Genomic DNA, 26,390 nt, shown 5'->3' with positions numbered 1-26,390 from the left:
CGTGACGTTCGCGAGACTGATCACGTAGTTGCCGTGGTTCCTGAAGTTATCCGGCAGCGCCCAGGCCGGCACGCTCTTCGAGCCGGTTTCGGTGAGGAACAGGAAGCGGTCCTCGGTCACGTCCACCGTGAGCGGCGCGCCTTGTTCCTTCCAGTCGGGAATCAGTTCGGTGATCGCGCGCGGGTCCATCACCGCGCCCGAGAGGATGTGCGCCCCGATCTCCGAGCCTTTTTCCAGCACGCACACGCCAAGCTCGACGCCTTTCGCAGCCGCCAGCTGCTTCAGGCGGATCGCCGCCGACAGGCCGGCCGGGCCGCCGCCGACGATCACGACGTCGTATTCCATCGACTCGCGTGGGCCGTACTGCTCAATGAGACTTGCGGGGGTCATTGATGCTCCTCTTACCGTTAGAATGCTTTTTTCGGGTTCGTATTGTGGGTGATGACCTGAACCACTGCAACCTGACGAGCCGACATTAGCACGATCGTTCTATTAATGGGATACGGTATCGACCCGCAGCGATGGTCCTACCGCACCTGTCAATCGTATCTGCAACCACAACCGAACAAGGAACGACAATGGGCCGTTCGATCAATCTGGAAGGCAAGGTCGCGCTGATCACCGGCGCCTCGAGCGGGTTGGGAAAGCGCTTCGCTCAGGTGTTGTCGCAAGCGGGCGCGAAGGTCGTGCTGGCGAGCCGGCGTACCGAGCGTCTGAAGGAATTGCGCGCCGAGATCGAGGCGTCCGGCGGCGCGGCGCACGTCGTTTCGCTCGACGTGACCGATTATCAGAGCATCAAGTCGGCGGTGGCCCATGCGGAAACCGAGGCGGGCACGATCGACATCCTCGTGAACAATTCGGGCGTCTCGACCACGCAGAAGCTCTCCGAAGTCACGCCCGCCGACTTCGAATACGTGTTCGACACGAACACGCGCGGCGCGTTTTTCGTCGCCCAGGAAGTCGCCAAGCGCATGATCATGCGCGGCAACAGCGCGCAGAAACCGTCGTACCGGATCATCAATATCGCGTCGATGGCGGGTCTGCGGGTGCTGCCGCAAATCGGCCTGTATTCGATGAGCAAGGCGGCCGTCGTCCATATGACGAAAGCGATGGCGCTGGAGTGGGGCAAGCACGGCATCAACGTGAACGCGATTTGCCCCGGCTATATCGACACCGAGATCAATCACCATCACTGGTCGACCGAGCAGGGGCAGAAGCTGGTGTCGATGCTGCCGCGTCATCGCGTCGGCAAGCCGGACGATCTCGACGGTCTGCTGCTGCTGCTCGCGGCCGACGAGTCACAGTTCATCAACGGCTCGGTGATCGCCGCCGACGACGGCTTCGGGCTCGCCTGAGCGCGCTTCACGCCGGTCGGTGCGCCGGCTTCAACCTGGTTTCAATCCTTCAAAGAAGTACGATGAGCGATTTCCACGCAGTCTTCGAGATGTCGATGCCGATCCGTTGGGGTGACATGGACGCATTCGGCCACGTGAACAACACGGTCTATTTCCGCTACATGGAGCAGGTGCGCATTTCCTGGTTCGAGCAACTGGGTCTTGCCGGCAGCAACGCCGACGGGCAGGGGCCGGTGATCGTCAACGCGTCGATGGAATTTCTCAAGCAACTGCACTATCCCGGCGAGGTGATCGGCCGGATGACCGTGGCCACGCCGGGGCGCAGCAGTTTCGATACCGGCTTCGAGCTCGTGCGCGCCGACGACCCGAACACCGTGTACGCGCGCGGCGCCGCGCGCTGCGTGTGGATCGATTACGCGGCCGGAAAGTCGGTGCCGGTTCCTGATCTGCTGCGCGCCACGATCGAGCGCGCCGCGCTGGTCAACGCGGCTTGAGCGCGAGGTTTCGCGCCCGCCTTTTCAATCAATGCCCGAGCAGTCTCTGCAATAGCTCGGTGGCGTTGCCCGTATCGTATTTGCGCATCAGCCGCGCCCGGTAGACGTCGACCGTGCGCGGGCTGATATCCAGCACCCGGCCAATCTGCTTGCTGGTTTTCCCCGTCACCAGTTGCGCGGCGATTTCGCGTTCGCGCGGCGTCAGTTCGACCGCCACGCGCCGCGTCGCGCTCAAGTCCTCGAAGGTCCAGACGCCCGCCGCATGCGGATCGGCGCGCCGCTGCGCGCGGCCCGTCACGTGGCACCAGAACAGTTCGCCGTTGGCCCGCTTCATGATGCGGTCGTCCGCGTAACTGCCTTGCGCGGTCATGATCGGCGGAATCCGCGCGCCGATCCGCTCGAATTCGTCCGCCGACGGATACAGCACCTGGAACGACTGGCCGAGCAGCGCCTCGCGCGGGCAGCCGAAAATCGACGCGAGTTCGTCATTGCAGTCTTCGATAATCCGTTCGCGTGACAGCACGAGCCCGATCGGGGCGAGGTGAAAGGCGGTTTGGTAATCCAGTGCGGGCATGGGTTGGCGGCAAGTACTTATGTATTTTTGCGTATTGTGCCGCATGGCGCGCGCAGCGTACCCTTTCGGGCACATCACAACGCGGCGAAGCGATCCGCGGCAGGCATGGGCGCGAGGCACCTCCGGGCTGAACGCACGGTCCGCCGCGGATGACTAGAATGACGTGTGGGTTTTGCCCCAAAACGTCATGCCGAGCGCATTGATCCGGTTTCGGATTTCCATAAAGGAAGGGACATACTGATGAACAAGGTCTATCCAGGCGCCGCCGAGGCGCTGAAAGACATCGTCAAGGACGGGCAGACGTTCGCCGTCGGCGGCTTCGGATTGTGCGGCATTCCCGAGGCGCTGATCGCGGCGCTGCGCGATTCGGGCGTGAAGGGCATCACGTGCATCAGCAACAACGCGGGCGTGGACGGTTTCGGCCTGGGCCTGCTGCTCGAAACGCGCCAGATCAAAAAGATGATTTCCTCGTATGTCGGCGAGAACAAGGAGTTCGAGCGGCAGTATCTGGCCGGCGAGCTCGAGCTCGAATTCACCCCGCAAGGCACGCTCGCCGAGAAGCTGCGCGCCGGCGGCTCGGGCATTCCGGCATTCTTCACGAACACCGGCTTCGGCACGCTGATCGCCGAGGGCAAGGAAACCCGCCAGTTCGGCGAAAACCACTACGTGCTCGAACATTCGCTCACAGCCGACGTCGCGCTCGTCAAGGCGTGGAAGGCCGACAAGTCGGGCAACCTGATCTACCGCCGCACCGCGCGCAACTTCAATCCGATGTGCGCGATGGCCGGCAAGATCACCGTCGCGGAAGTCGAGGAAATCGTCGAGGTGGGCGAACTCGATCCGGACGCGATTCATACGCCGGGCATCTTCGTGCAGCGCATCGTGCTGAATGCGCATCCGGAAAAACGCATCGAACAACGCGTCGTCCGCGCGAAAGGAGACTGATCATGGCATGGACTCGTGACCAAATGGCCGCGCGCGCGGCGAAGGAATTGCAGGACGGTTTTTACGTGAACCTCGGCATCGGCTTGCCGACGCTGGTGGCGAACCACGTGCCGGCCGGCATCGAAGTGTGGCTGCAGTCGGAGAACGGCTTGCTCGGCATCGGCCCCTCGCCGACCGAGGAAGAAGTGGACGCCGACCTGATCAACGCCGGCAAGCAGACGGTGACCACGCTGCCGGGTTCGTCGATTTTCTCGTCGGCGGATTCGTTCGCGATGATTCGCGGCGGCCACATCAACCTGGCGATTCTCGGCGCGATGCAGATCAGCAAGAAGGGCGATCTGGCCAACTGGATGATCCCCGGCAAGATGATCAAGGGCATGGGCGGCGCAATGGATCTGGTCGCGGGCGTGAAGCGCGTGGTCGTGCTGATGGAGCACGTCGCGAAGGGCGACCAGCATAAGATCCTCGAGGAATGCACGCTGCCGCTGACGGGCGTGGGCGTGGTCGATCAGATCATCACCGACCTCGGCGTGATCGAGGTGACGGAAGACGGTCTGAAGCTGACCGAACTGGCGCCGGGTGTCACCATCGAGGAAATCAAGGCGAAGACGGGCGCGCCGCTCGATGTGAGCGCGGTGAGTTGAACGGCTTGTCGCTGCGCCGCCGGTCGACGTGGCCGGCGCGCGGCGGTGGCGCGGCAAAAGCAGGCGGGCGAGGCGTGAGTCTCGCCCGCTTTGTCTTGGCGCAATCGGATTGTTCCTGGCGAGTCTCGGCCAGTCCTATGCCGTGTGGCCGATCCGTGCGGCGCGGCAAAGCGGTTTACAATCGTTCGCAGATTGGACGCCGATTGATTCCCGCTTTGCCCACGCCAGATCCGCAGCGCTTTTGCAAGGAACTCCAATGACCGCAACGCCCGCTTCCGCCGCTGCGCCGCTCGCGCCGCGTCAACGTTATGTGCAGTGCGCGAGTCCTGGTGGCTTGCACCGCATTGCCTACACCGAATGGGGCGACCCGGCCAATCCGCGCGTGCTGCTCTGTGTGCATGGATTGACGCGCTCGGGGCGCGACTTCGACCGCGTCGCGGCGCAGTTCGCCGGTACGTACCGCGTCGTCTGTCCCGATGTGGTGGGGCGGGGCTTGTCGTCGTGGCTTGCCAACCCCAACTTCTATGGCGTGCCGCAATACGTCGCCGACATGGTCACGCTGATCGCGCGCCTGAACGTCGAAACGGTCGACTGGTTCGGCACGTCGATGGGCGGCCTGATCGGGCTCGCGCTGGCCGGCTTGGCCGACACGCCGATCCGCAAGCTGTTGCTCAACGACGTGGGTCCGCATCTGGAGCCGGTGGCGGTGCAGCGCATCGGCGACTACCTCGGCAAGCCGGCGCGCTTCGAAACGTTGCAGCAAGGCATCGACTACGCGGGTTTGCTCGCGCAAACGTTCGGCCCGCTCACGCCGGACGAGTGGCGCGAAATCAATACCCCGCTGCTGCACGAGCAGAACGGCGGCTGGCAATTCCGCTACGACCCGCGCATTGCGCAGCCGTTTGCCGCGACCACCGAGGAAGCAACGAAGCTGGGCGAAGCCGCGCTATGGCATTCGCTGGCCGCGTTCCAGGGGCCGGTGCTGGTGGCGCGCGGCGAGCAGTCCGATTTGCTGTCGCGCGAAACCGTCGCGAAGATGGTCGAGGTCGGGCGCGCCGTATCGAGCGTGGAGATTCCCGGGGTCGGGCATGCGCCGGCGTTTCTGTCGGCCGATCAGATCGAGATTGCCAGGCGGTTCTTTATCGGCCCGCCCGCCGACGCGTCATAATATGCAGTTCCGCGCGGCGCTCATCGCGGCTTCGTTCATCGGCCGCAACGCGGAACGCATCTTCGATCAATTTTCAACGAACCTCGGGATTCTTCATGGCAGTCATTCGTCATCACGTCGGCAAGCGCCTTTCGGAAATCGCCGTACATAACGGCACGGTATACCTGGCCGGCCAGATCGCCGAAGACACGGATCAGGACATCACGGGCCAGACGCGCGAGGTGCTTGGCCACATCGACCGTCTTCTGGCTGAGGCGAACAGCGACAAGTCGCATTTGCTGTCGGTGCAGATCTACATCTCGGACATGGTGCATTTCGCCGGCATGAACGCCGTGTGGGACGAGTGGGTCGCACAAGGCGCCACGCCGCCGCGCGCAACCGTCGAGGCCACGCTCGCGAACCCGAAGTGCCTCGTCGAAATCGTGGTGGTCGCGGCTCAGCGCAGCTAAGGCCGGCCCAGTTGTCGTTGTTGAAATTCCGTTGATCCGTCTGGCCCGGTGGGCCGCCGCACCATGACTACCGAAATCGTTACGAGCACGCCGACACCCCTTCCTTCTTTCGACGAAGCGGTGGCGTTCGTGCGCGAGCATGCGGGCGGGGTGCGCTTCTCCTCGGGCGAGTTGCTGGCGGATCACGCGGCGGGTACGGCGTCGATCATGCTCACGCTCAACGTCGACCCGCCGGCGGTGCTGGCCGCGGCGTTGTTTGCGTTGACGCCGCACCTGCAAGACCCGGAGCGCATGATCGCCGAGAAGTTCGGCGACGAGGTCGCGCAACTGGTCGGCAACGTGCGCAAGTTGCTGCGCCTCGGCTCGGTCAGCTTGCGCGCCTCGCAGAATACGATGCCCGAAGCCGGGCGCGATGCGCAGGCCGCGCGCCGTGCGCAGGTCGAGGCGCTGCGCAAGATGCTGCTCGCGTTCGCGCAAGACATTCGCGTGGTGCTGATCCGGCTCGCTTCGCGCTTGCAATCGCTGCGTTATTACGCGGCGGCGAAGCTCTCGCCGTCGCCGGACGTGGCCCGCGAGACGCTCGATATCTACGCGCCGCTCGCCAACCGTCTCGGCATCTGGCAACTGAAGTGGGAGCTCGAGGATCTCGCGTTCCGCTTCGAAGAGCCCGAGACCTATAAGCGCATCGCGCGGCTGCTCGACGAAAAGCGCGTGGAGCGCGAGAGCTACGTGGCGCAGGCCATCGAACGGCTGCAGCAGGAACTGGCCGCGGCGCACATTCGCGCCGAGGTCAGCGGCCGGCCGAAGCATATCTACAGCATCTGGCGCAAGATGCGCGGCAAGGAACTGGATTTCGCCGAACTGTACGACGTGCGGGCGTTTCGCGTGATCGTGCCGGACATCAAGGATTGCTACACCGTGCTCGGCATCGTGCACAACCTGTGGCAACCGGTGCCGAAAGAGTTCGACGACTACATCTCGCGGCCGAAGCCTAACGGCTACAAGTCGCTGCATACGGTCGTGATCGGCGACGACGGCCGCGCGTTCGAAGTGCAGATCCGCACGCACGAAATGCATCAGTTCGCCGAGTACGGCGTGGCCGCGCACTGGCGCTATAAGGAAGCGGGCACGCGCGGGTACGGCGGTCAGTTCGCCGCCAACGAGAAGTACGACGAGAAGATCGCGTGGCTGCGTCAACTGCTCGCCTGGAAAGACGATGTCGCCGAGGGCGAGCACGGCGAGAAGCGCGCCGCGCAGCCGTGGGAGCAACTGCGCCAGGCCACGCTCGACGACGACCACATCTACGTGCTCACGCCGCAAGCGCGCGTGATCCCGTTGCCGCACGGCGCCACACCCATCGATTTCGCGTATCACCTGCATAGCGAACTGGGGCATCGCTGCCGCGGCGCGCGCGTGGACGGCGCGATGGTGCCGCTCAACACGCCGTTGCAGAACGGTCAGACGGTGGAGATCGTCGCGGTGAAGGAGGGCGGTCCGTCGCGTGACTGGCTCAACCCGCAGCTTGGCTATCTGCACAGTCCGCGCGCGCGGCAGAAGGTGCGCGCGTGGTTCAACGCGGTCGAGGTCCAGGAGCACATCGCGAGCGGTCGCGCCATGGTCGAAAAGACCTTGCAGCGCGAGGGCAAGACGTCGGTCAATCTCGATCAGCTTGCCGCCAAGCTCGGCTTCAAGACGACGGACGATCTGTTCTCGGTGGTCGGCAAGGAGGAGTTCAGTCTGCGGCTCGTCGAGCAGGCGCTCCACGATGCGCCGCCGCCCGAGCCCGTTGTCGAGGCGCCCGAGCAGTTCGAAAAGCGCAGCAGCGGTGCGAGCGTTGCGCGCGGCGCGTCCACGGGCGTGCTGGTGGTCGGCGTGGATGCGTTGCTTACGCAGCTTGCGCGCTGCTGCCGGCCCGCGCCGCCCGACGATATCAGCGGTTTCGTGACGCGCGGCAAGGGCATGTCGATACATCGCAGCGATTGTCCGACCTTCCTGCGCATGGCCGAGCGCGCGCCGGAGCGTGTGTTGCAAACGGCGTGGTCGGCGGACGTGATGAGCGGGCGCGGGCAGTCCGTGTATCCCGTCGACCTCACGATCGAGGCAACGGATCGGCAAGGCTTGTTGCGCGATATCTCCGAAGTGTTCGCGCGCGAGAAGATGAACGTGATCGGCGTGAAAACGCAGACCCGCAGGAACGCCGCGTTCATGCAATTCACCGTCGAGGTGTCGAGCGCCGCGCAGATTCAACGCGCATGCACGCTGCTCGGCGAGGTGACGGGCGTGGTGCGCGCCTCACGCAAAAATTGACGGACAGGGTCCGCGGCTCACGTCGCCGGGCAGCCGTTCGCTGGCTGTTTCGGCGGTCGTTGGAAATTTAAAGTCGGTGCATAAAAGTACTTGCCAAGCAGTGTGGTGCTCCATATAATCTCGTTTCTTCAGGCTCGTAGCTCAGCTGGTTAGAGCACCACCTTGACATGGTGGGGGTCGTTGGTTCGAGTCCAATCGAGCCTACCAACGAAAGAGAAATTCCGGCTTGCGCCGGGGTTTCGCAAACTGCAGCAAGCGCCCTGGCGCAAAAGGCAAATACGGTTATGGCACCGCGAACGTTGACCGAAACCACTTCGGAGCGACGCTAGTCGAGGACCACTTTCGCCACTGTAGTTTGCAGGAAATGTGAATGCGGCCCCTCGAAAGTGGGGCCGCATTTTTTTTTTTGGCTTTTTGACCTGATTGCATGTGCCGCCGCCGGTCGGCAACGGAGAACAAAATGGTTTCGATACGTCTGCCTGACGGTTCTGTTCGACAGTACGAGCATCCGGTCACCGTCGCCGAAGTGGCGGCCTCGATCGGCCCCGGCCTCGCGAAAGCCGCGCTCGGCGGCAAGATCGACGGCGAGCTCGTCGATACGTCCACGCTGATCGATCACGATGTGGCGCTTGCCATCGTCACGGAAAAAGACGCAGACGGTCTCGACATCATTCGTCACTCCACGGCGCATTTGCTCGCGTACGCGGTGAAGGATCTGTATCCGGAAGCGCAAGTCACGATCGGCCCGGTAATCGACAACGGCTTCTATTACGACTTCGCGTACAGCCGTCCCTTCACGCCGGAAGACCTCGAAAAGATCGAAAAGCGCATGCAGGAACTGGCGAAGAAAGACGAGCCGGTCTCGCGCCGCGTGGTGTCGCGCGGCGAAGCCGTGGACTACTTCAAGAGCATCGGCGAAAAGTACAAGGCCGAGATCATCGAATCGATTCCCGCCAGCGACGAAATCAAGCTGTACTCGCATGGCGGCTTCACCGACCTGTGCCGCGGCCCGCACGTGCCCTCCACGGGCAAGCTGAAAGTCTTCAAGCTGATGAAGGTGGCCGGCGCTTACTGGCGCGGCGATTCAAAGAACGAGCAATTGCAGCGCATCTACGGTACGGCCTGGACGAAGAAGGAAGACCAGGACGCGTATCTGCACATGCTCGAGGAAGCGGAGAAGCGCGACCACCGCAAGCTCGGCAAGCAGCTCGATCTGTTTCACATGCAGGACGAGTCGCCGGGCATGGTGTTCTGGCATCCGCGTGGCTGGACGCTGTGGCAGCAGGTCGAGCAGTACATGCGCCGCCGTGTGAACGATGCCGGCTACCTCGAAATCAAGACGCCGATGATCATGGACCGCTCGCTGTGGGAAGCGTCGGGCCACTGGCAGAACTACCGTGAAAACATGTTCACGACGGAATCGGAAAAGCGCGACTATGCGATCAAGCCGATGAACTGTCCGGGTCACGTGCAGGTGTTCAATCATGGCTTGCGCTCGTATCGCGACCTGCCGTTGCGTTACGCGGAATTCGGCTCGTGCCACCGCAATGAGTCGTCGGGCGCGCTGCACGGCCTGATGCGCGTGCGGGGTTTTGTGCAGGACGACGCTCATATTTTCTGTACCGAAGAACAGTTCATCAGCGAGTCCATCGCGTTCAACACGCTGGCGATGAGCGTCTACAAGGACTTCGGTTTCGACAATGTCGAGATCAAGCTGTCACTGCGCCCCGACGCGCGCGCCGGTACGGACGAGACGTGGGACCGCGCGGAGCAGGGTCTGCGCGAGGCGTTGACGGCATGCGGCGTGACGTGGGAAGAATTGGCCGGCGAGGGCGCGTTCTACGGCCCGAAGGTCGAATATCACATCAAGGACGCGCTCGGCCGCTCGTGGCAATGCGGCACGCTGCAACTGGATATGGTGTTGCCGGAACGTCTGGGCGCGGAATACGTCGCCGAGGACAATAGCCGCCGCCGGCCGATCATGCTGCACCGGGCAATCGTCGGATCAATGGAGCGTTTCCTCGGCATTCTGATCGAGCACCATGCCGGTGCAATGCCTGTCTGGCTCGCGCCGATGCAGGTCGTCGTGATGAACATTGCGGAAAGTCAGGCCGAATACGCACAGTCGCTAGCCCAATCGTTGCAAAAACAAGGGGTTAGAGTAGAGGCCGATTTGCGCAACGAGAAGATTAGCTATAAAATACGCGAGCACACGCTGGAAAAGGTGCCGTACCTGCTTGTGGTCGGCGACAAAGAGCGTGAAGCCCAAACGGTAGCCGTGCGTGCCCGTGGCGGTGTCGATCTCGGCGTCATGCCTCTCGATACCTTCATTGAGCGTCTGCGTCAGGACGTGCAGTCGTTCAACTGAGCCACTTGGCAGCCCGGCTCGTTTTTTTAATTTTTAGAGGAAACGTAACATCGCTACTGATAAGTCTGCGCACCGCATCAACGGTGAAATTACGGCACCCGAGGTGCGTCTGGTCGGAGTCGAGAACGAACCGCTCGGCATCGTGAAACTCGCTGATGCGTTCCGCATGTCGGAACAGCAAGACGTGGATCTGGTCGAAATCGCGCCGCAAGCGGTTCCGCCGGTTTGCCGCTTGATGGACTACGGCAAGTTCAAGTACCAGGAAGCGAAGAAGCAACACGAGGCCAAGCTCAAGCAGAAGGTCATCCAGGTCAAGGAAGTCAAGTTCCGCCCGGGTACCGACGACGGTGACTACAACGTCAAACTGCGCAACCTCATCCGCTTCCTCGAAGACGGCGACAAGACGAAAATCACGTTGCGTTTCCGTGGCCGCGAAATGGCTCACCAGGAAATCGGTATGCGCATGCTCGAGCGCTTGCGCACGGACCTCGACGAAGTGGGTCAGGTCGAGCAAATGCCGAAAATGGAAGGGCGCCAGATGATCATGGTGCTCGCTCCAAAGAAAAAGAAGTAAGCGGCTGGAGTGGCGGCGCGCCATGTGGTGTGCGCTCCGGTTGTCAACGGTTGAATTGAAGGCTGTGCCGGGTGTCCGGCGCGGCATCAGCAGTTTCGGAACGGCGCCTATGCAAATGCGCGCCGCTTCCTGAAAGCGGCTGCCGGCAGTATCGGTGGTCTGCATACCAAGTGGAATGGGTTTCGAAGGGCGGGTTATGGCCATCTGGCCGACCGCACACCCATATCCATCTAATAATGGAGTTGTCATGCCGAAGATGAAGACCAAGAAGAGTGCTGCAAAGCGCTTCGTGGTGCGTCCGGGCGGTACCGTCAAGCGCGGTCAAGCCTTCAAGCGCCACATTCTTACCAAGAAGACCACCAAGAACAAACGCCATCTGCGCGGTTCGACGGCAGTTCATGATTCCGATCTGAACTCCGTGCGCGCAATGCTGCCGTTCGCTTAACCCTTAACCGAAACTCATAGGAGCGAAACATGCCTCGAGTAAAACGTGGGGTTACCGCACGGGCCCGTCACAAGAAGATCATCAAGCTGGCCAAGGGTTACCGCGGCCGTCGCAATAACGTCTATCGCATCGCCAAGCAGGCGGTCATGCGCGCAGGCCAGTACGCCTACCGCGATCGCCGCAACAAGAAGCGTGTGTTCCGTGCATTGTGGATCACGCGTATCAATGCGGCGGTGCGTCAGCACGACATGACGTACAGCGTGTTCATCAACGGCCTGAAGAAGGCTTCGATCGAACTCGACCGCAAGGTGCTGGCCGACATGGCTGTGTTCGACAAGGCTGCTTTTGCTGCGATCGTTCAGCAGGTGAAAGCCGCCGTTGCAGCCTGATTGCGCTTTGGGCAATTAACACTGCGTGGTTCGTTGCAGCGAACATCCGGTAGTCTCGGTGACGCTGCAGCAAAAACGGGGCTCCTCACCGAGCCCCGTTTTTGTTGGTAGAACCAGTTTTGCATCGATTGAACACTGACGTTGAAATGATGGGATCAATGGATCTGGACCAGATTGTCGCCGACGCGCAAAAAGCCTTCGCAGAAGCCTCCGACGTCACCACCCTCGAGAACGAGAAAGCCCGCTTTCTCGGTAAATCGGGTGCGCTGACCGAATTGTTGAAGGGCCTTGGCAAACTCGATCCTGAAACGCGCAAGGCTGAAGGCGCACGGATCAACCTCGTCAAGCAACAAGTGGAAGCCGCGTTGACGGCGCGCCGTCAGGCGCTGGCCGACGCGTTGCTGAATCAGCGTCTCGCCGCTGAAGCCATTGACGTCACGCTGCCCGGTCGCGGCACCGGAGCCGGCAGCCTGCACCCGGTGATGCGCACATGGGAGCGCGTCGAACAGATTTTTCGTACGATCGGATTCGACGTGGCCGATGGCCCCGAAATCGAAACCGACTGGTACAACTTCACCTCGCTGAACAGCCCGGAAAACCATCCGGCGCGTTCCATGCAGGACACTTTCTACGTCGACGGCAAGGATGCCGACGGCCGCCAACTGCTGCTGCGCACGCATACGAGCCCGATGCAGGTGCGCTACGCGCGCACCAACACGCCACCGATCAAGGTGATCGTGCCGGGCCGTACATATCGCGTGGATAGCGATGCAACGCATTCGCCGATGTTCAACCAGGTCGAAGGTCTGTGGATCGACGAGAACATCAGTTTCGCGGACCTGAAGGGCGTCTATACCGACTTCCTGAAAAAATTCTTCGAGCGCGACGATATTCTCGTGCGCTTCCGTCCGTCGTATTTTCCGTTCACGGAACCGTCGGCCGAAATCGATATGCTGTTCGAAACGGGCAAGAATGCCGGCAAGTGGCTCGAGATTTCGGGCTCAGGCCAGGTTCACCCCACGGTGATCCGCAACATGGGTCTGGACCCCGAGCGCTACATCGGATTTGCTTTCGGCAGCGGGCTCGAACGGCTCACGATGTTGCGTTACGGCGTGCAGGATCTGCGTCTGTTCTTCGAGAACGATCTGCGTTTCCTGCGCCAATTTGCGTGAACCGGCGCGTACGAACGCGACAAGCATAGAGCGCGGCACCGCACACAGTGCATGCCGCCAGCGTCCCCGGCAGTGTGGATGAATCACTCGATCAAGCGCACCGCCGGACGTGGACCTAACCTGATCAGAACGTACACAGAACCATGCAATTCCCGGAATCCTGGCTGAGAACTTTTGTCGATCCGCAACTCACGACCGATGAACTGTCGCACGCGTTGACGATGGCGGGTCTCGAAGTCGAAGACCTGCGGCCGGCCGCGCCGCCGACCTCGAAGATCGTCGTGGGCCAGGTGCTGGAAGTCGTCAAGCACCCGGACGCGGATAAGCTCAACGTGTGTCAGGTCAATGCCGGCACCGGCGAAACGCTGAACATCGTATGTGGCGCGCCGAATGTCGCGCCGGGCATCAAGGTGCCGGTCGCGCTGGTGGGCGCGCAATTGCCGCCAGCCGAAGCGGGCGGCGCGCCGTTCGCGATCAAGCTCTCGAAACTGCGCGGCGTGGAAAGCCAGGGCATGCTGTGCTCCGCACGCGAACTGAAGCTCTCGGAAGACCATAGCGGCCTGATGATCCTGCCGGAAGATACGCCGATCGGCCAGGACATCCGCGAGACGCTCAATCTCGACGACACGGTCTTCGAAATCAAGCTGACGCCGAACAAGGCCGACTGTCTGTCGGTGTTTGGCGTGGCGCGCGAGACCTCGGCGATTACCGGTGCGCCGTTGCGCCCGCTCGAGATCAAGCCGGCGCCTGTCCAGCTCAACGAAACGCTGCCTGTGAAAATTTCGGCGCCTGATCTGTGCGGCCGCTTCTCGGGCCGCGTGATCCGTGGCGTGAACGCACGCGCGAAGTCGCCGCACTGGATGGTCGAGCGCCTCGAACGTTCAGGCCAGCGCAGCATCTCCGCGCTCGTCGACATCTCGAACTATGTGATGCTCGAACTCGGCCGTCCGTCGCACGTGTTCGACCTCGACAAAATCCACGGCGGCATGGACGTGCGTTGGGGCCGCAAGGGCGAAACGCTCAAGCTCTTGAACGGCAACACGGTCGAACTCGACGAAAGCGTCGGCGTGATTGCCGACGAACAGCATATCGAGAGTCTCGCCGGCATCATGGGCGGCGACAGCACCGCCGTCACGCTCGACACGACCAACATCTATCTGGAAGCCGCGTTCTGGTGGCCGGACAGCATTCGCGGCCGCTCGCGCAAGTACAACTTTTCCACCGACGCGGGCCACCGCTTCGAGCGCGGCGTCGATTACGCGACCACGGTCGAGCACATCGAGCGCATCACGCAACTGATCCTCGATATCTGCGGCGGGCAAGCCGGCCCGGTCGACGATCAGATCGTCAATGTGCCCCAGCGCGAGCCTGTGAAGATGCGCGTCTCGCGCGCGAATCGCATCATCGGCATCAAGATCGACGCGGACGAAATCGCGCGGATTTTCACGCGCCTCGGCCTCACGTTCGAACGCGAGGGCGATACGTTCTCGGTGATGCCGCCGTCGTACCGCTTCGACATTGAAATCGAAGAAGATCTGATCGAAGAAGTCGCGCGTATCTACGGCTTCGAAAAGATCCCGGCGCGTCCGCCGGTCGCCACCAGCGAAATGCGCGCGACCCATGAAACGCAGCGCTCGATCCACGTGCTCCGTCACGCGCTCGCCGCGCGCGATTACGCGGAAACGATCAACTTCAGTTTCGTGGACGCCGAGTGGGAGCAGGACTTCGCCGGCAACGACAAACCGGTTCGTCTGCTGAATCCGATTGCAAGCCAGTTGTCGGTCATGCGCACCACGCTGTTCGGCAGCCTGATCCACGTGCTGCGGACCAACCTGAACCGCCGCGCGGCCGACCGCGTGCGCGTGTTCGAAGCCGGCCGCGTGTTCCTGCATGATCCGTCGATCAAAGCGGGCGAATTGACGGTCGAAGGTTTCGCGCAGCCGAAAATGATCGGCGCGCTCGCATACGGCGCCGCGCTCGAGGAGCAGTGGGGCGCGTCCACGCGCACGGTCGATTACTTCGATGTGAAGGCTGATCTCGAAGCGGTGCTCGCGCCAGCAGTGGCGCGCTTCGTGAAAGCGGAGCATCCGGCATTGCATCCGGGCCGCTGCGCGCGTATCGAACTGAATGGACGCGCAGTCGGCTGGATTGGTGAATTGCATCCGCGCTGGATGCAGAAATATGAATTGCCGCATGCGCCGATTCTGTTTGAAATCGAAGCGGACGCATTAATGCAGCGGGTATTGCCCACGCCGGTGGAAGTGTCTAAATTCCCACCGGTGCGTCGCGATATCGCGGTGGTCGTCGACCAGAAAATCGAGGTTCAGGCGCTGCTGGACGAGCTTGGGAAAGCGCAATCGGAAGAGGCCTGCAAGACCGTTCAGAGGGTTGCAATTTTCGACGAATTCCGTCCAAAATCAAACACTTCCGGTGGTCTGGCCGCGCACGAGAAAAGCCTTGCGTTCCGTGTGACCTTGCAAGATACTGGCGGAACCCTTCAGGATGAAACGGTCGATCTGGCCATTCAAACTCTGGTGGAACGTCTGGCTCGAGCATTTGGCGCAAGGTTGCGTGGATAACCCGCATTTAATATTTGCACGGCATTTTTCCGCAACTTCTGTTTCTGCTTGGCGCGCCATTTGATAGATATGAATGAAATGAACTCGAGTGATTTCGAAGCCCTTCTTACGGCGCAACGCAGCGCCATGATTCGCGATATTCCGACATCACCCGCGGCCGTTTCCACCGAAACGCCCACGCTCACCAAGGCGGAACTTGCCGAGTTGCTGTTCGACAATGTCGGGCTCAACAAGCGGGAAGCGAAAGACATGGTCGAGGCGTTCTTCGAAGTGATTCGCGACGCGCTGGAGAGTGGCGACAGCGTGAAGCTGTCCGGGTTCGGCAACTTTCAGTTGCGCGACAAACCCCAGCGTCCCGGCAGAAACCCGAAGACCGGCGAGGCGATTCCAATCGCCGCGCGCCGCGTTGTGACGTTTCATGCAAGTCAAAAGCTGAAGGCACTGGTCGAGAACGGCGCTGAAGCGAGCTTCACGCGCTGATCGACTGGCGCGTTCCTGCGCAACCCACCACGACGGCTAACTGACGATGACAGCGACGATCGAAAAAGTCGTCTTGCCTCCGATTCCGGCGAAGCGCTACTTCACCATCGGTGAAGTTAGCGAACTGTGCGGCGTGAAACCGCATGTGCTGCGCTATTGGGAGCAGGAGTTCACGCAGTTGAGGCCGGTCAAGCGGCGCGGCAATCGCCGGTACTATCAGCATCATGAGGTGCTGTTGATCCGGCGGATTCGTGAGTTGTTGTACGAGCAGGGCTTCACGATCAACGGTGCGCGCAACCGGCTCGACTCACATGGTGGTGGGGCACACGCTGCGTCGGCGGAGATGGTCGGAGAAGGCGAGGGCGTCGCGATGCCGGCAGCGGCAACAGCCACCCCCACGGTTGATGTCGAGCAGTTGCGCAAGGAATTGCTGCAGGTGATCGACCTGTTGGGTCGCTAGGTCGCTTTGTTGGTGTGCGGCGGTTCTAATCGAATAAAGTGTCTGTTATAATTTCTTGCTGTTCGGGGCGTAGCGCAGCCTGGTAGCGTACCTGCATGGGGTGCAGGTGGTCGGAGGTTCAAATCCTCTCGCCCCGACCAAAGATCAAAGCCGCACGCCGAAAGGCGTTGCGGCTTTTTCATTGGCGCCTGAAATTCGAGCCGCCTTCAAGGCGCATGAGACGCTTCCATATCCACGTTGCGTTACCGCGTTGAAAGCACAGCATGACGGTCTACAGGCGAGACGATGCCCGTCATTACCTCACGGCCCATCAAGCACGCTCCACGATTCTCACTCAGACGTCCCAACGGCGGCTCTGTATTGCTCGATGAAACGAAGGATCGCCTTGGACTGGTAGTTCTTCGCCAACTGGCAAAGGTGATCGGCGAAAGGGCGATAGCGCTCGTCGAGTTCAATCAGGTGCGCGGCGTGTTGCGCGATGGCACGCATGTCGCCGAGTCGCGCCAGGTAGTGCAGCGCTTCGACCTCCTCGGGCGGTGGCACGATCAACGCCTCGGCGGCGGAGTCGGCGGCAGGTACTGTCGTTCGTCCCGATGCAATGGCCCGCGTATTCGGAACCTCGTCACACCACTCGATCTTCAGGAGGGCCGCGAGCTGTGACAACAGCCCGCTGAAGCCGATCGGCTTTGGCAGAAAGGCGTTCGCACCGGCTGCCAGGCTTTCCGCCGCATCGGTCCTCGATGCGCTGGCGGAAACCGCGACGATGGGCAGATCGCGGAACTCCGGCATCTGGCGCAGGCGGCGCGTGACTTCCAGCCCGTCCATCCCCGGCATGACGACATCCATCAGGACGAGCGCCGGCCGCAGCGCTTTGGCTTTCTCCAGGGCTTCCAGTCCATTGCCGGCCTCGGCCATGTCGAATCCGAACTGGCCGAGCATATCGACGGCCACGGCACGGTTTTCCGCCACATCATCCACGACCAGCACAGTCTTGCGCGGCCCCTTGTAGCCGCTTGCCGCCCACTCGGGCGGGACGACAGCCGCGATGGGCGCAACCACCGGCACGTCCAGTTCGAACCAGAAAGTGCTGCCAGCACCGCGGCGGCTTTCGACGTGGATCTCGCCGCCCATCAAGCGCACGAGCTGCCGGCTGATGGCGAGACCCAGCCCCGTGCCGCCATGCCGATGCGAAACGTCGCCCACTTGCTCGAAAGCCCGGAAGATCGCCTCCAGATGTTCCCGGTCTATGCCGATGCCCGTGTCCCGCACTTCGAAACGCAGCCGCCCCGGCGGGGAGAAACCGACGCATAGACGCACGCTTCCCTCGTCGGTAAAGCGGATTGCATTCGAGAGCAGGTTGAGCAGCACCTGGCGCAAGCGTTTTTCGTCGACTCGTACGCCCGCGGGAAGATCAGGTGGCATTTCAAGCGCGAAGGCCAGGCCCTTTTCCGTTGCCTTCACCCGGATCGTCTCGGCAACGAAGTTGATGAACCGGTCGAGCGGAATATCGGACATGTTGAGCTCCACCCTCGCGGCGTCGATCTTGGCCATATCCAGGATGTCGTTGATGAGCGCGAGCAGGTATTCGCCGCTGCGCTGGATCACCGTGAGCCCGTCGATCTGGCGTTGATCGAAATTCTTGTCGCGCTTGAGGATCTGCGCGTAGCCGAGAATCCCGTTCAACGGTGTGCGCAGTTCGTGGCTCATGTGCGCAAGAAAGTCGCTCTTGGCCTGGTTGGCCGCGTCGGCGCGCTCCTTGGCGACGGCCAGTTCGGCCGTTCGTTCGCGGATCATGTCCTCGAGGTGCTCGCGATAGCGCCGCAGTTCCTCTTCGGCGCGCTTGTGCTCCGTGATGTCGCGCGAGATGCCGAGCAGGAACTTCGGTTCGCCGTGCACATCGACGATCGGGATCTTCATCGTATGCACGAGGCGCGTTCCGTGACGCGTGTGAACCAGTTCCTCCGGCACGTCGATCATCTGCCGCGACTCGAGCACGGCACGATCCTTCTGCGCGAAGAAACTGGCCTCCCGCGCCGGAAACAGGTCGTGGACGGACTTGCCGATGAGTTCCTCGCGCCGGTAGCCGAGCAGTTGCTCTCCCGCCTTGTTGAAGCGCACGAAGCGCAGGGTCGCCGCATCCTTGACGAAGATCGTGTCCGGGATGTGCTCGACGATGCTGTTCAGGAAGTGCTCGCTTGCTCGCGCGGCCTCTTCCGCGTGCTGACGTTCGACGATCTCGGCGGTCCGGCCCGCAAGCGCGGTGCTGAGTTCGGCCGTGCGTCGCGCGACGCGCGCCTCCAGTTCGGCATTGAGTTCCTTCAGCGCGTCCTCGGCTTGCCTGCGCTGGCGCCGGTCTTCCAGGAACTGCTCGACCGCGCGCGCCATGTCGGCAATTTCGTCGCCGCCGTGCACGGGCACGCCGGCTTGCGCGCTGTCGACATCACCGTGCCGCAGCGAGTGGCTGACCTGGCGCAGTCGCGCCACGACGTGGCGTCCGAGGAATGCGCTGGCAATCAGCCAGGCGAGCAGCAGGCTTATCGCAACCTCGCCGATGACCCATCTGCGCGTGCGGTCCGAGTGCTCGGCCAGATCCTGCACCGCTTCGCGGTACTTGTGCGTGAAATAGTCCGACTGCCGGCGCGCCGCGACGGCGAGGGTGTCGGCCTGGCGGCGCAGATCGTCGTCCAGGCTCGCCAACGACGCGCCGGGCTGCGAGGCGGACATCGGCGTGGCGCTGGCGCTCAACGCGGTCTCGCGCACCTGCGCCTCGATGTTGACCGTGTTGCGGAAGTGCTGGCTCGATCGGCGCAGCGCGAGCGCGTCGACACCGACGTCCTCGCCCGTGGTCGCGGAGGCCACGCGGTCCATCAGACGATCGAAGGAGGACAACTCGTCGAGGATGTGCCGATGCGTCTCGCGCACGGCGTCGACGGTATCGTCGCTCGACAACTGCAAGGCCATGCGTTCGATCATCAGGGTGTGCTGCGCGAGGCCCTGCGCATCCTCCAGGCGCGCCAGCCGCTGCTCGGCCAACTGGCGGATCGCGTAGGCCGAACCGGTCAACGAATAGATGGTCGTGGCGCCGACCACGACCACCAGGGCCGCGAGGCACGAAACCACGAGCGCGAATTGCGCGGTGAGCGACTGTGGGAGCGGTAGTTTCACGGGCGTTGCCAGATGCGGCGATAGATGTCGCGATAGCCGTTGGCGGGGTCGTAGATCAGGCGGTCGCCGCCGTCCGCGGCGATGTTGTCCGCCGTCACGAGATGCACCGGAAACACGTAACCCGTGACGGCTTCCCGGGCCAGGAGCCGGTTCATCTCGTCGATCAACTGCCAGCCGTGCAGGTTCAGCGGTTCGGCCACCGTGCCGGTCTGGAACGTGCCCGTCCGGATGCGCAGAAAGGCGGACTCGCTGCCGTCGCCGGCCGAGAGCATGACCATGGCGGCGTTCGATAGCCCGGCCTGGGTCAGCACCGGGGCGGCGTAGTCGAAGTAGATGTCGTTGATCGCCAGCGCATGCGTCCAGCGCTTGCCATAGTGCGCGAGCAATGCGCGTGTCGTGCCCGGCATCAGTTCCTGATTGCGCGAGATCGCCACGTCGCGCACTTCGAGCAACGTGCAGCCGCCGCACGCGCGCACGACGGCAGCCATTGCATCCGCCTTGCCTTGCGCAACCTCGAAATTGGTGTCGGTGAACACGACGGCTCCCGCATGCCCGCCGGACTGCGCGATGGCTGCCAGCGCGGTGACGCGCGCGACCTCGAGCGGATCTGTCGATACGTTCATCGCCACGGGCGTGCCGGGTACGGGTCCGGCCTGGGCCGCGACATGCCAGCCGACGATCGGGATGCCCCGTTCCGCGAACGGCTGCAGCCCGGGCAGCAGGGCGCGTGCGTCGCCGCCGACGATGATCAGCCCGTCCGGACGACTTGCCAGCCCGTTGGCCAGCATCTTGAGCCGCAGATTCGGGGTGCCGCCGCTGTCGAATATCTTCACGCTCCAGCCGATGGCCTTGGCCGCCTCCAGCACCCCGTCGACCACGCCGAGGATGCCGCCGTTGCGCAAATCCTCGGCGACGACGGCGATGTATTTGCCGGCCTGGGCGCGCGGTCCCTTGCGCGGCCCGTTCCAGGGCGCGGCGGGTTGCGTCGCGGCTTCGACAACGCGCTTCGCTTCCTCCAGGTAGTCCCTCGTGGCGACGACCGAGGCGGCGGACACGGGGGCCGGCAACACACCCTGCGCCGTGGCAACCCACGGCATACACACGCATGCCAATGCCAGAAGCAAGCCCCTCATGCTGTTCCCCAAGGGCACTATCGGGGTCGTTGGACCCGCCGTTGAAGATGTACCCAGATGCAGCCCGCAGCGTGACCCCGCGAACGACATACTATACCCCGGGCCGCATGGCGTCGGTCGTGCGTTGGCGAGCAAAACGACGCCTGGCCGTGGTGACAGCCAGAGCGCGCAGCGCCAGTAAAAGCCTGTGAAACGGCTGCGATTCGTGCCTCCGGGCAGCTTGCCGGGACGCGCGCTCTCGCTGCGCGGAGCGTTAATCGACTTCTTCGAACGTTCCTGTGCGCACCGCACCGTTGCGCAGGTAGCGGGTGACCAGCACGCCGTGAGGGGTGCTGGCCGAGTGCGCCAGAGTCAACGCGGACGCTGCCGCGTCGTCGCCGAACAGGCGCTTGCCGCGCCCCAGCATGACGGGATAAATCAGAAGCCGAAGCTCGTCCATCAAACCGGCCGCGAGCAGTTGGCGCACCATGTCGCCGCTGCCAAACGTCAGCAGATTGGCGCCGTGCCGACCTTTGAGCGCGCGTATCGCGTCGGCAAGCTCGCCCTCCAGCGCATGACTGTTCTGCCAGTCGAGGGTGTCGGATCGATGCGTGGCCACGTGCTTGGGTACGCTGTTGAACAGGTCGGCGATGGCGCGGCTGTTTGAATCGGCCGGTATGCGCGGCCAATACGACGCGAATATGTCGTAGGTGCGGCGCCCCAGCAGCAAGTCGAACGGCTGCGAGAGCAGGTCGTGCAAGTGTTGGCCGGTGGCTTCGTCCGCATAGGGAACGATCCAGCCGCCGAGGCGGAATTCGCCGCTGGGATCTTCTCGCGGCCCGCCAGGCGATTGAATGACGCCATCCAGACTGATGAAAGCGGAAACGATGAGCTTGCGCATGATGCTCTCCTGGTCCACGAACCCGATCGGTTCGTAGACACGACGAACGAGTCGCATGGGGATCGACAACCGCCCAGCCGCCTGCACGTGCCGGCCGCGCTCCGAGCGCCCGCGCTTAACAAGCGTCGCTCGATGTCCCGGTTCCAGGTGTCGCGCCGATCTGATGAAGCCGGTTAATGACCCGTGTTGAGCGAGCCGATCCAGCGAACTTCAGACGCCTTCAGATGCAACCGCATGGCCGTCTGCGCCTCCAGCGCGTCGCGCGCGATCAGCGCGGCGACGATCATTTCGTGCTCGACGAGCGCCGCATTCCAGGTCGATGCGTTTTCCGTCTGACGTCTTAACTTTTCCGCGATGGGTGCGTGACGCTCGTCGAACAGTTCGCCGACCACACGTGTCAGCACCGCGTTCTGCGCCATCTCGGCAATACACATGTGAAATTGCCGATCAGCCTCCACGGGCGAACCGCCTTCCGCGATCGAGCGCCGCATGTCCGCAACGAGTTCTTGTAGACGTGACAGGCCCTCGTCGGTCAGACGCGCGCACGCCAGCGACGCAACGCAACCTTCGATTGCCGCGCGCGCCTGCATGATGTCGCTTGGACTATCGCCGATCTTGTCGCGTAGTGCCTCGGAGACCGGTGCGGCGGAGCACACGAAAACGCCGGCGCCCATTTTGATCTCGACCACACCCTGAATTTCGAGCGCGATCAGCGCCTCGCGCACGGAGGGCCTCGAGACATTCAACTGCTGGGCCAGGTCGCGTTCCGGAGGGAGACGGTCGCCCGTCGAAAGATGATTCGCCGCGATATACGCGCGAATCTGATCGCCGATCAGATGATAAAGCCGGCGCGGCTGTACCGATTTGAGTTCCATGGTCTGAGGTTTCATGCATCGGTTGGGTTTAAATTGGCCTGACCGGAATGGGCGCCGAAACGCCATATATGTACGGGTTTACACCTAAAAAAACGCGTGGATTCGCCCGAAGCATCTCGGTATTTACCCGCGAATCGGCAAAGTGGCTTGACCAATTCTTATTGAGAAAACTATTCTACGCCCAACAAACGCGTCGGGCTGCTGCTCTGATTTGCGCAGTGTGCGGCGGCTTCGGGTAGTCAGCGAGTCTTTTCCCCGCTCATTCACGAGCCCGCGAAAAAGACAGCGCGGAGGCAGAGAACGTCTCTGTCCGATCCATGACGAATCGTCAATAAAGGCCACTTAATCATGCTTACAGTTATTTGTGACAACCCCGGAACGCTCCGCTCGGAGATGCGCTCGATTCCCGAACGCGCGGCGGGCGAGGTTCTGCTCAGAGTCAGGCGCGTGGGTGTGTGTGGCACCGACATGCACATCTTCACGGGGAATCAGCCCTACCTCCAGTATCCCCGCGTGATGGGCCACGAGCTGTCGGGCACGGTCGAAGAGGCCGACGACAGTTCGACCTTGAGCGTCGGCGATGCCGTGTATGTGATGCCGTATCTGTCGTGCGGCAAATGTATTGCGTGCCGTAACGGCAAGACCAATTGCTGCGTGAACATCCAGGTCCTCGGCGTTCACCGGGACGGCGCGATGACCGAGTATCTGAGCGTGCCGGCCCAGTTCGTACGCAAGGCGGAAGGCGTGACGCTCGACCAGGCCGCCATGGTCGAATTTCTCGCGATCGGCGCGCATGCGGTACGGCGCGCGGACGTCAGCGCCGGACAGCGCGTGCTGGTTGTCGGCGCCGGGCCCATCGGCATGGCGGCCATGATCTTCGCCAAGCTGCGAGGGGCCACCGTGACCGCCCTCGATTCACGAGCGGATCGCCTGGCCTTCTGTTCCGCGAAGCTAGAAGTGGCGGCGTCGGTTGCCCTCGGCGAGGGGGATGTCGAGCGCCTGAGCGAACTCACGGACGGCGAATTCTTCGACGTGGTATTCGATGCAACCGGCAACGCGGACGCCATGCGGCGCGGCTTCGAGTTTATTGCGCACGGCGGGAAATACGTCCTCATCTCTGTCGTCAAGGACGTCATATCGTTCTCCGACCCCGAGTTCCATAAGCGCGAGGCGACGCTGCTGGGCAGCAGAAATGCGACGCTGGAAGACTTCGACACCGTCCTCGACGCCATGCGCGCGGGGCAGATTCCCGACGCGGCGCTCAACACCCATCGTCTGCAACTGTCGTCCCTTCCCACCGAATTCTCGAAGCTGCTGGCGCCCTCCGCGGGTGTCGTCAAAGCGATTGTCGAATGCTGAAGGGCGAGCTCTCCGAATGACAATCACGACCTGTCCGATTCTTCAGTTTGGAACCAGCCGATTCTTGCAAGCGCATGTCGACCTGTTCGTGTGCGAGGCGGCGCGCCGTCATCCAGACGACGCGTTGGGCAAGATCGCCGTCGTGCAAACGACCACGAGCCCACAAAGCCGGGCGCGTATCGAGGCGCTTCGCGCAACCGGCCGATATCCCGTTCGCATCCGCGGTTTGCAGCGCAAGCAGACAGTCGACCTGACCATCGAATGCGATAGCGTCGCGCAAGCGCTCCACGCCGACGATGACTGGCCCGCATTGCTCGAGCGCATCCGGGATCAGGTGGAGGTGATCGTGTCGAACACGGCGGACAACGGCTATGCGCTGTTCGCCGAAGACACGGCCTCCATGCTGGCCGCCGGCTCCGCGCCGCGCGGCTTCGCGGCGAAGCTGGCCGCTTTGCTGCACGAACGTTATCGCGCGGAAGGCAAGGCGATCACCGTGCTGCCCTGCGAACTGATTTCGCGCAATGGCGATGTCCTGCGCGATCTGGTGATGTCGGTCGCGCGTGGCTGGCACATGGAGCCAGGCTTTCTTCACTACCTGGCGCATGACTGCATCTGGGTCAACTCGCTGGTCGACCGGATCGTCTCGGAAGCCATCGATCCCGTCGGGGCGGTGGCCGAGCCCTACGCGCTGTGGGCGATCGAGCGTCAGGAGGGCATGGTGTTGCCCTGCCGGCACGAGAGCATCAGCGTCACCGACGATCTGGCCCATTTCGAACGTTTGAAGCTTTTCCTGCTCAATCTCGGCCACACGATGCTTGCGGAGTTCTGGCTCGGTTCGCGAGGAGAAGCCGGCACCACCGTACTGGATGGCATGCGCCACGAATCCTGGCGTGGAGCGCTTGAATCGACATGGAAGGATGAAGTGCTTCCGGTTTTCGAGGCACTGGGCCAGTACGAAATCGCCAGCAAATATCTCGACGACGTGCGCGATCGTTTCGAAAACCCGTTTCTCGCCCACCGTCTCGCCGACATCGCCAGCAATCATCAGGAAAAAAAGCAGCGCCGACTGAAGCCGGTCGTCGATCTCGCGAGTGAACTAGGCGTCCGGGTCGAGCAGAAACGGCTGAGGCTGGCGCTTGGGGGCGGCACTTAAGGCGGCACCTAAGTTCGCACCTAAGTCGCACCTCGGCGACCCGAATCAGTTCCTCGCTGTCCTCAATCCAAAAACAATCGGTCCAGCGGAAAAACCGGAGACCGTCAACTCAGAAGCATAGGAGACGAATATGCGCAGTATGCGTTGGGTAGTGATATTTCTCTGCTTTCTCGCCATCGCGATCAACTACGTCGATCGCGCGAATATGGCCGTCGCGGCACGGGCAATCCAGAAGGCGCTCGATATCGGCCCGGCTCAGATGGGACTCATCCTGAGCGGATTCTTCTGGACCTATGCGCTGATGCAAATGCCGTTCGGTTGGTTCGTCGATCGCATCGGCGCGCGAATCGCGTTGCCGCTGGCGGTCGGCTGGTGGTCGCTTTTTACGGCGCTCACCGCCGCGGCGACGAGCGTCACCGCCATGTTCGGCTGCCGTCTGCTGCTTGGCGTGGGTGAAGCGGGGGCCTATCCGTCCTGTGCAAAACTCGTGAGCCAATGGTTCAAGCCGGCGCAACGCGCGCTCGCCACGAGTATCTTCGATAGCGGATCGCGCGTGGGCTCCGCGCTTTCGATTCCGCTGGTCGCACTGATCATCAACGCGCTCGGCTGGGAAGCGTCGTTCATCATCACCGGCGCCGTCGGGTTCGTTTGGGTGCTCGGCTGGTTCCTGATCTATAGAAGTTCATCGCGCGGGGATCTCACCGGCGAGGCCGACGCCGTTGCGCGGCAACAGGCCGCGCCGAAGAAGAAGATTCCGTGGCTTTCGCTCTTCAGGCACCGGACGCTGTGGGGCATGATGCTCGGCTTCTTCTGCCTGAACTTCGTCATCTATTTTTTCATTACCTGGTTCCCTAGCTATCTTGTTCAGACGCGCGGCTTCTCGCTGAAATCGCTGGGTACGCTAGGCATGATTCCCGCGCTCATGGCGATTCCGAGCGGCTGGCTCGGCGGATATGTGTCCGATGCGCTGTATCGCCGCGGCTGGAGTCTGACCAGGGCTCGCAAGACCTGCATGGTGGGCGGCATGCTTCTTTCGTCGATCATCACGCTCTGCGCGTTCACGCCGAATATCTATCTGATGCTGGCATTCTTCGGCATCGCTTATGGCAGCCTGTCGTTTGCCGGGGCGAGCATCTGGTCCCTGCCCGGCGATGTCGCTCCCACGCCCGATCACGTCGCGTCCATCGGCGGCATCCAGAACTTTGCGTCGAATCTCGCCGGCATCGTGATCACGACGTTCACCGGCCTGATGGTGTCGCTCACGCACGGGTCGTTCACGATTCCGCTGTGCGTGGCGGGCGGCTTCTGTGTGCTTGGCGCGTTCAGCTATCTGGTGATCGTGAAAAAAATCGAACCGTTGTCGGTGGACGACGACGCACATTCCCCCGCAGAGAGCCCTGTTCAGTCAGCGGTATAAACATC

Annotated in this window: 24 protein-coding genes and 2 tRNA genes; 20 read left to right on the top strand and 6 right to left on the bottom strand. The window is 62.4% G+C overall.

The features are described from left to right. Nucleotides 1–390, bottom strand: a 390-nt coding sequence (locus BUE39_RS20545; RefSeq protein ID WP_143169515.1) for an NAD(P)/FAD-dependent oxidoreductase, incomplete at its 3' end; no start/stop codon positions are given. A gap of 188 nt (nucleotides 391–578) precedes the next feature. Between BUE39_RS20545 and BUE39_RS20540 the strand changes: the two genes are divergently transcribed. Further along, entirely contained in the window at nucleotides 579–1,355 is a 777-nt protein-coding gene (locus tag BUE39_RS20540) for an SDR family oxidoreductase (protein WP_073430560.1), read from the top strand. A gap of 62 nt (nucleotides 1,356–1,417) precedes the next feature. Next, on the top strand, nucleotides 1,418–1,849 hold the full coding sequence (locus BUE39_RS20535) for an acyl-CoA thioesterase (RefSeq protein WP_073430559.1): 432 nt from the start codon (nucleotides 1,418–1,420) through the stop codon (nucleotides 1,847–1,849). Nucleotides 1,850–1,877: 28 nt separating this feature from the next. Here the strand turns inward: BUE39_RS20535 and BUE39_RS20530 are convergent, their stop codons facing one another. After that, nucleotides 1,878–2,423: a LuxR C-terminal-related transcriptional regulator gene (locus tag BUE39_RS20530; protein ID WP_073430558.1), complete on the bottom strand. Its 546-nt coding sequence runs from the start codon at nucleotides 2,421–2,423 to the stop codon at nucleotides 1,878–1,880. A 240-nt stretch (nucleotides 2,424–2,663) separates the two neighbouring features. On the opposite strand from BUE39_RS20530, the gene BUE39_RS20525 reads away from it, so the two are divergent. The 15 genes from BUE39_RS20525 to BUE39_RS20455 all read left to right on the top strand — a co-directional run bounded on the left by BUE39_RS20525 (nucleotide 2,664) and on the right by BUE39_RS20455 (nucleotide 16,543). After that, a complete protein-coding gene (locus tag BUE39_RS20525) occupies nucleotides 2,664–3,368 on the top strand; it encodes a CoA transferase subunit A (protein ID WP_073430557.1) in 705 nt (234 codons plus the stop codon). A gap of 2 nt (nucleotides 3,369–3,370) precedes the next feature. Beyond that, on the top strand, nucleotides 3,371–4,012 hold the full coding sequence (locus BUE39_RS20520) for a CoA transferase subunit B (protein ID WP_073430556.1): 642 nt from the start codon (nucleotides 3,371–3,373) through the stop codon (nucleotides 4,010–4,012). Nucleotides 4,013–4,268: 256 nt separating this feature from the next. Next, nucleotides 4,269–5,180: an alpha/beta fold hydrolase gene (locus tag BUE39_RS20515; RefSeq protein ID WP_073430555.1), complete on the top strand. Its 912-nt coding sequence runs from the start codon at nucleotides 4,269–4,271 to the stop codon at nucleotides 5,178–5,180. 95 nt (nucleotides 5,181–5,275) lie between these two features. After that, nucleotides 5,276–5,629, top strand: a complete 354-nt coding sequence (locus BUE39_RS20510) for a RidA family protein (protein WP_073430554.1) — start codon at nucleotides 5,276–5,278, stop codon at nucleotides 5,627–5,629. A 63-nt stretch (nucleotides 5,630–5,692) separates the two neighbouring features. Beyond that, complete coding sequence (locus tag BUE39_RS20505; protein ID WP_073430553.1) at nucleotides 5,693–7,936, top strand: RelA/SpoT family protein; 2,244 nt, start codon at nucleotides 5,693–5,695, stop codon at nucleotides 7,934–7,936. A 130-nt stretch (nucleotides 7,937–8,066) separates the two neighbouring features. Further along, nucleotides 8,067–8,143, top strand: a tRNA-Val gene (locus BUE39_RS20500). 253 nt (nucleotides 8,144–8,396) lie between these two features. Beyond that, the gene (gene thrS / locus BUE39_RS20495) at nucleotides 8,397–10,304 is read left to right on the top strand and encodes a threonine--tRNA ligase (protein WP_073430552.1); all 1,908 of its coding nucleotides are present in this window, start codon (nucleotides 8,397–8,399) and stop codon (nucleotides 10,302–10,304) included. 49 nt (nucleotides 10,305–10,353) lie between these two features. Then, the gene (infC, locus tag BUE39_RS20490) at nucleotides 10,354–10,878 is read left to right on the top strand and encodes a translation initiation factor IF-3 (protein WP_073430551.1); all 525 of its coding nucleotides are present in this window, start codon (nucleotides 10,354–10,356) and stop codon (nucleotides 10,876–10,878) included. A 247-nt stretch (nucleotides 10,879–11,125) separates the two neighbouring features. Beyond that, a complete protein-coding gene (rpmI, locus tag BUE39_RS20485; protein WP_006052501.1) occupies nucleotides 11,126–11,323 on the top strand; it encodes a 50S ribosomal protein L35 in 198 nt (65 codons plus the stop codon). A 29-nt stretch (nucleotides 11,324–11,352) separates the two neighbouring features. Further along, a complete protein-coding gene (gene rplT / locus BUE39_RS20480) occupies nucleotides 11,353–11,712 on the top strand; it encodes a 50S ribosomal protein L20 (RefSeq protein WP_006052502.1) in 360 nt (119 codons plus the stop codon). Nucleotides 11,713–11,870: 158 nt separating this feature from the next. Continuing rightward, nucleotides 11,871–12,884, top strand: coding sequence for a phenylalanine--tRNA ligase subunit alpha (gene pheS, locus BUE39_RS20475; RefSeq protein ID WP_073430550.1), 1,014 nt, complete (start codon nucleotides 11,871–11,873; stop codon nucleotides 12,882–12,884). A 143-nt stretch (nucleotides 12,885–13,027) separates the two neighbouring features. After that, on the top strand, nucleotides 13,028–15,463 hold the full coding sequence (gene pheT / locus BUE39_RS20470) for a phenylalanine--tRNA ligase subunit beta (protein ID WP_073430549.1): 2,436 nt from the start codon (nucleotides 13,028–13,030) through the stop codon (nucleotides 15,461–15,463). Between the two features lie 69 nt (nucleotides 15,464–15,532). Further along, entirely contained in the window at nucleotides 15,533–15,943 is a 411-nt protein-coding gene (locus BUE39_RS20465) for an integration host factor subunit alpha (RefSeq protein ID WP_028200202.1), read from the top strand. Between the two features lie 46 nt (nucleotides 15,944–15,989). Then, nucleotides 15,990–16,403, top strand: coding sequence for a MerR family transcriptional regulator (locus tag BUE39_RS20460; protein ID WP_073430548.1), 414 nt, complete (start codon nucleotides 15,990–15,992; stop codon nucleotides 16,401–16,403). A 63-nt stretch (nucleotides 16,404–16,466) separates the two neighbouring features. Further along, nucleotides 16,467–16,543 (top strand) — tRNA-Pro (locus tag BUE39_RS20455). A 190-nt stretch (nucleotides 16,544–16,733) separates the two neighbouring features. Here the strand turns inward: BUE39_RS20455 and BUE39_RS20450 are convergent. The 4 genes from BUE39_RS20450 to BUE39_RS20435 all read right to left on the bottom strand — a co-directional run bounded on the left by BUE39_RS20450 (nucleotide 16,734) and on the right by BUE39_RS20435 (nucleotide 22,471). After that, a complete protein-coding gene (locus BUE39_RS20450) occupies nucleotides 16,734–19,568 on the bottom strand; it encodes an ATP-binding protein (protein WP_073430547.1) in 2,835 nt (944 codons plus the stop codon). Next, nucleotides 19,565–20,701, bottom strand: a complete 1,137-nt coding sequence (locus BUE39_RS20445) for a substrate-binding domain-containing protein (RefSeq protein ID WP_073430546.1) — start codon at nucleotides 20,699–20,701, stop codon at nucleotides 19,565–19,567. The genes BUE39_RS20450 and BUE39_RS20445 overlap by 4 nt, the downstream gene beginning before the upstream one ends. A 253-nt stretch (nucleotides 20,702–20,954) precedes the next feature. Then, on the bottom strand, nucleotides 20,955–21,581 hold the full coding sequence (locus BUE39_RS20440; RefSeq protein WP_073430565.1) for a dihydrofolate reductase family protein: 627 nt from the start codon (nucleotides 21,579–21,581) through the stop codon (nucleotides 20,955–20,957). Nucleotides 21,582–21,754: 173 nt separating this feature from the next. Further along, entirely contained in the window at nucleotides 21,755–22,471 is a 717-nt protein-coding gene (locus tag BUE39_RS20435) for a FadR/GntR family transcriptional regulator (protein ID WP_235004905.1), read from the bottom strand. A gap of 333 nt (nucleotides 22,472–22,804) precedes the next feature. On the opposite strand from BUE39_RS20435, the gene BUE39_RS20430 reads away from it, so the two are divergent. The 3 genes from BUE39_RS20430 to BUE39_RS20420 all read left to right on the top strand — a co-directional run bounded on the left by BUE39_RS20430 (nucleotide 22,805) and on the right by BUE39_RS20420 (nucleotide 26,385). After that, a complete protein-coding gene (locus tag BUE39_RS20430) occupies nucleotides 22,805–23,815 on the top strand; it encodes a zinc-binding alcohol dehydrogenase family protein (protein WP_073430544.1) in 1,011 nt (336 codons plus the stop codon). Between the two features lie 16 nt (nucleotides 23,816–23,831). Further along, the gene (locus BUE39_RS20425) at nucleotides 23,832–24,968 is read left to right on the top strand and encodes a mannitol dehydrogenase family protein (RefSeq protein WP_073430543.1); all 1,137 of its coding nucleotides are present in this window, start codon (nucleotides 23,832–23,834) and stop codon (nucleotides 24,966–24,968) included. A 130-nt stretch (nucleotides 24,969–25,098) separates the two neighbouring features. Next, on the top strand, nucleotides 25,099–26,385 hold the full coding sequence (locus tag BUE39_RS20420) for an MFS transporter (protein WP_073430542.1): 1,287 nt from the start codon (nucleotides 25,099–25,101) through the stop codon (nucleotides 26,383–26,385). Nucleotides 26,386–26,390 lie beyond the last annotated feature (5 nt).

It is taken from the genome of Paraburkholderia terricola (genome assembly GCF_900142195.1).
In the GTDB taxonomy this organism is placed as follows: domain Bacteria; phylum Pseudomonadota; class Gammaproteobacteria; order Burkholderiales; family Burkholderiaceae; genus Paraburkholderia; species Paraburkholderia terricola.
Note: the sequence above shows the minus strand (reverse complement) of the source record. Positions and strands in the feature narration are given on the sequence as shown.

Excerpts from the sequence above, each read along its gene's own strand:
- BUE39_RS20445 (WP_073430546.1), bottom strand. The coding sequence starts at position 20,701 with ATGAGGGGCTTGCTTCTGGCATTGGCATGCGTGTGTATGCCGTGGGTT.
- BUE39_RS20515 (WP_073430555.1), top strand. The coding sequence starts at position 4,269 with ATGACCGCAACGCCCGCTTCCGCCGCTGCGCCGCTCGCGCCGCGTCAA.
- rplT (WP_006052502.1), top strand. The coding sequence starts at position 11,353 with ATGCCTCGAGTAAAACGTGGGGTTACCGCACGGGCCCGTCACAAGAAG.
- BUE39_RS20435 (WP_235004905.1), bottom strand. The coding sequence starts at position 22,471 with ATGAAACCTCAGACCATGGAACTCAAATCGGTACAGCCGCGCCGGCTT.
- BUE39_RS20510 (WP_073430554.1), top strand. The coding sequence starts at position 5,276 with ATGGCAGTCATTCGTCATCACGTCGGCAAGCGCCTTTCGGAAATCGCC.
- BUE39_RS20425 (WP_073430543.1), top strand. The coding sequence starts at position 23,832 with ATGACAATCACGACCTGTCCGATTCTTCAGTTTGGAACCAGCCGATTC.
- BUE39_RS20465 (WP_028200202.1), top strand. The coding sequence starts at position 15,533 with ATGAATGAAATGAACTCGAGTGATTTCGAAGCCCTTCTTACGGCGCAA.
- rpmI (WP_006052501.1), top strand. The coding sequence starts at position 11,126 with ATGCCGAAGATGAAGACCAAGAAGAGTGCTGCAAAGCGCTTCGTGGTG.
- pheT (WP_073430549.1), top strand. The coding sequence starts at position 13,028 with ATGCAATTCCCGGAATCCTGGCTGAGAACTTTTGTCGATCCGCAACTC.
- pheS (WP_073430550.1), top strand. The coding sequence starts at position 11,871 with ATGGATCTGGACCAGATTGTCGCCGACGCGCAAAAAGCCTTCGCAGAA.
- BUE39_RS20520 (WP_073430556.1), top strand. The coding sequence starts at position 3,371 with ATGGCATGGACTCGTGACCAAATGGCCGCGCGCGCGGCGAAGGAATTG.
- BUE39_RS20420 (WP_073430542.1), top strand. The coding sequence starts at position 25,099 with ATGCGCAGTATGCGTTGGGTAGTGATATTTCTCTGCTTTCTCGCCATC.
- BUE39_RS20530 (WP_073430558.1), bottom strand. The coding sequence starts at position 2,423 with ATGCCCGCACTGGATTACCAAACCGCCTTTCACCTCGCCCCGATCGGG.
- BUE39_RS20540 (WP_073430560.1), top strand. The coding sequence starts at position 579 with ATGGGCCGTTCGATCAATCTGGAAGGCAAGGTCGCGCTGATCACCGGC.
- BUE39_RS20535 (WP_073430559.1), top strand. The coding sequence starts at position 1,418 with ATGAGCGATTTCCACGCAGTCTTCGAGATGTCGATGCCGATCCGTTGG.
- BUE39_RS20430 (WP_073430544.1), top strand. The coding sequence starts at position 22,805 with ATGCTTACAGTTATTTGTGACAACCCCGGAACGCTCCGCTCGGAGATG.
- BUE39_RS20525 (WP_073430557.1), top strand. The coding sequence starts at position 2,664 with ATGAACAAGGTCTATCCAGGCGCCGCCGAGGCGCTGAAAGACATCGTC.
- BUE39_RS20505 (WP_073430553.1), top strand. The coding sequence starts at position 5,693 with ATGACTACCGAAATCGTTACGAGCACGCCGACACCCCTTCCTTCTTTC.
- thrS (WP_073430552.1), top strand. The coding sequence starts at position 8,397 with ATGGTTTCGATACGTCTGCCTGACGGTTCTGTTCGACAGTACGAGCAT.
- BUE39_RS20440 (WP_073430565.1), bottom strand. The coding sequence starts at position 21,581 with ATGCGCAAGCTCATCGTTTCCGCTTTCATCAGTCTGGATGGCGTCATT.
- BUE39_RS20460 (WP_073430548.1), top strand. The coding sequence starts at position 15,990 with ATGACAGCGACGATCGAAAAAGTCGTCTTGCCTCCGATTCCGGCGAAG.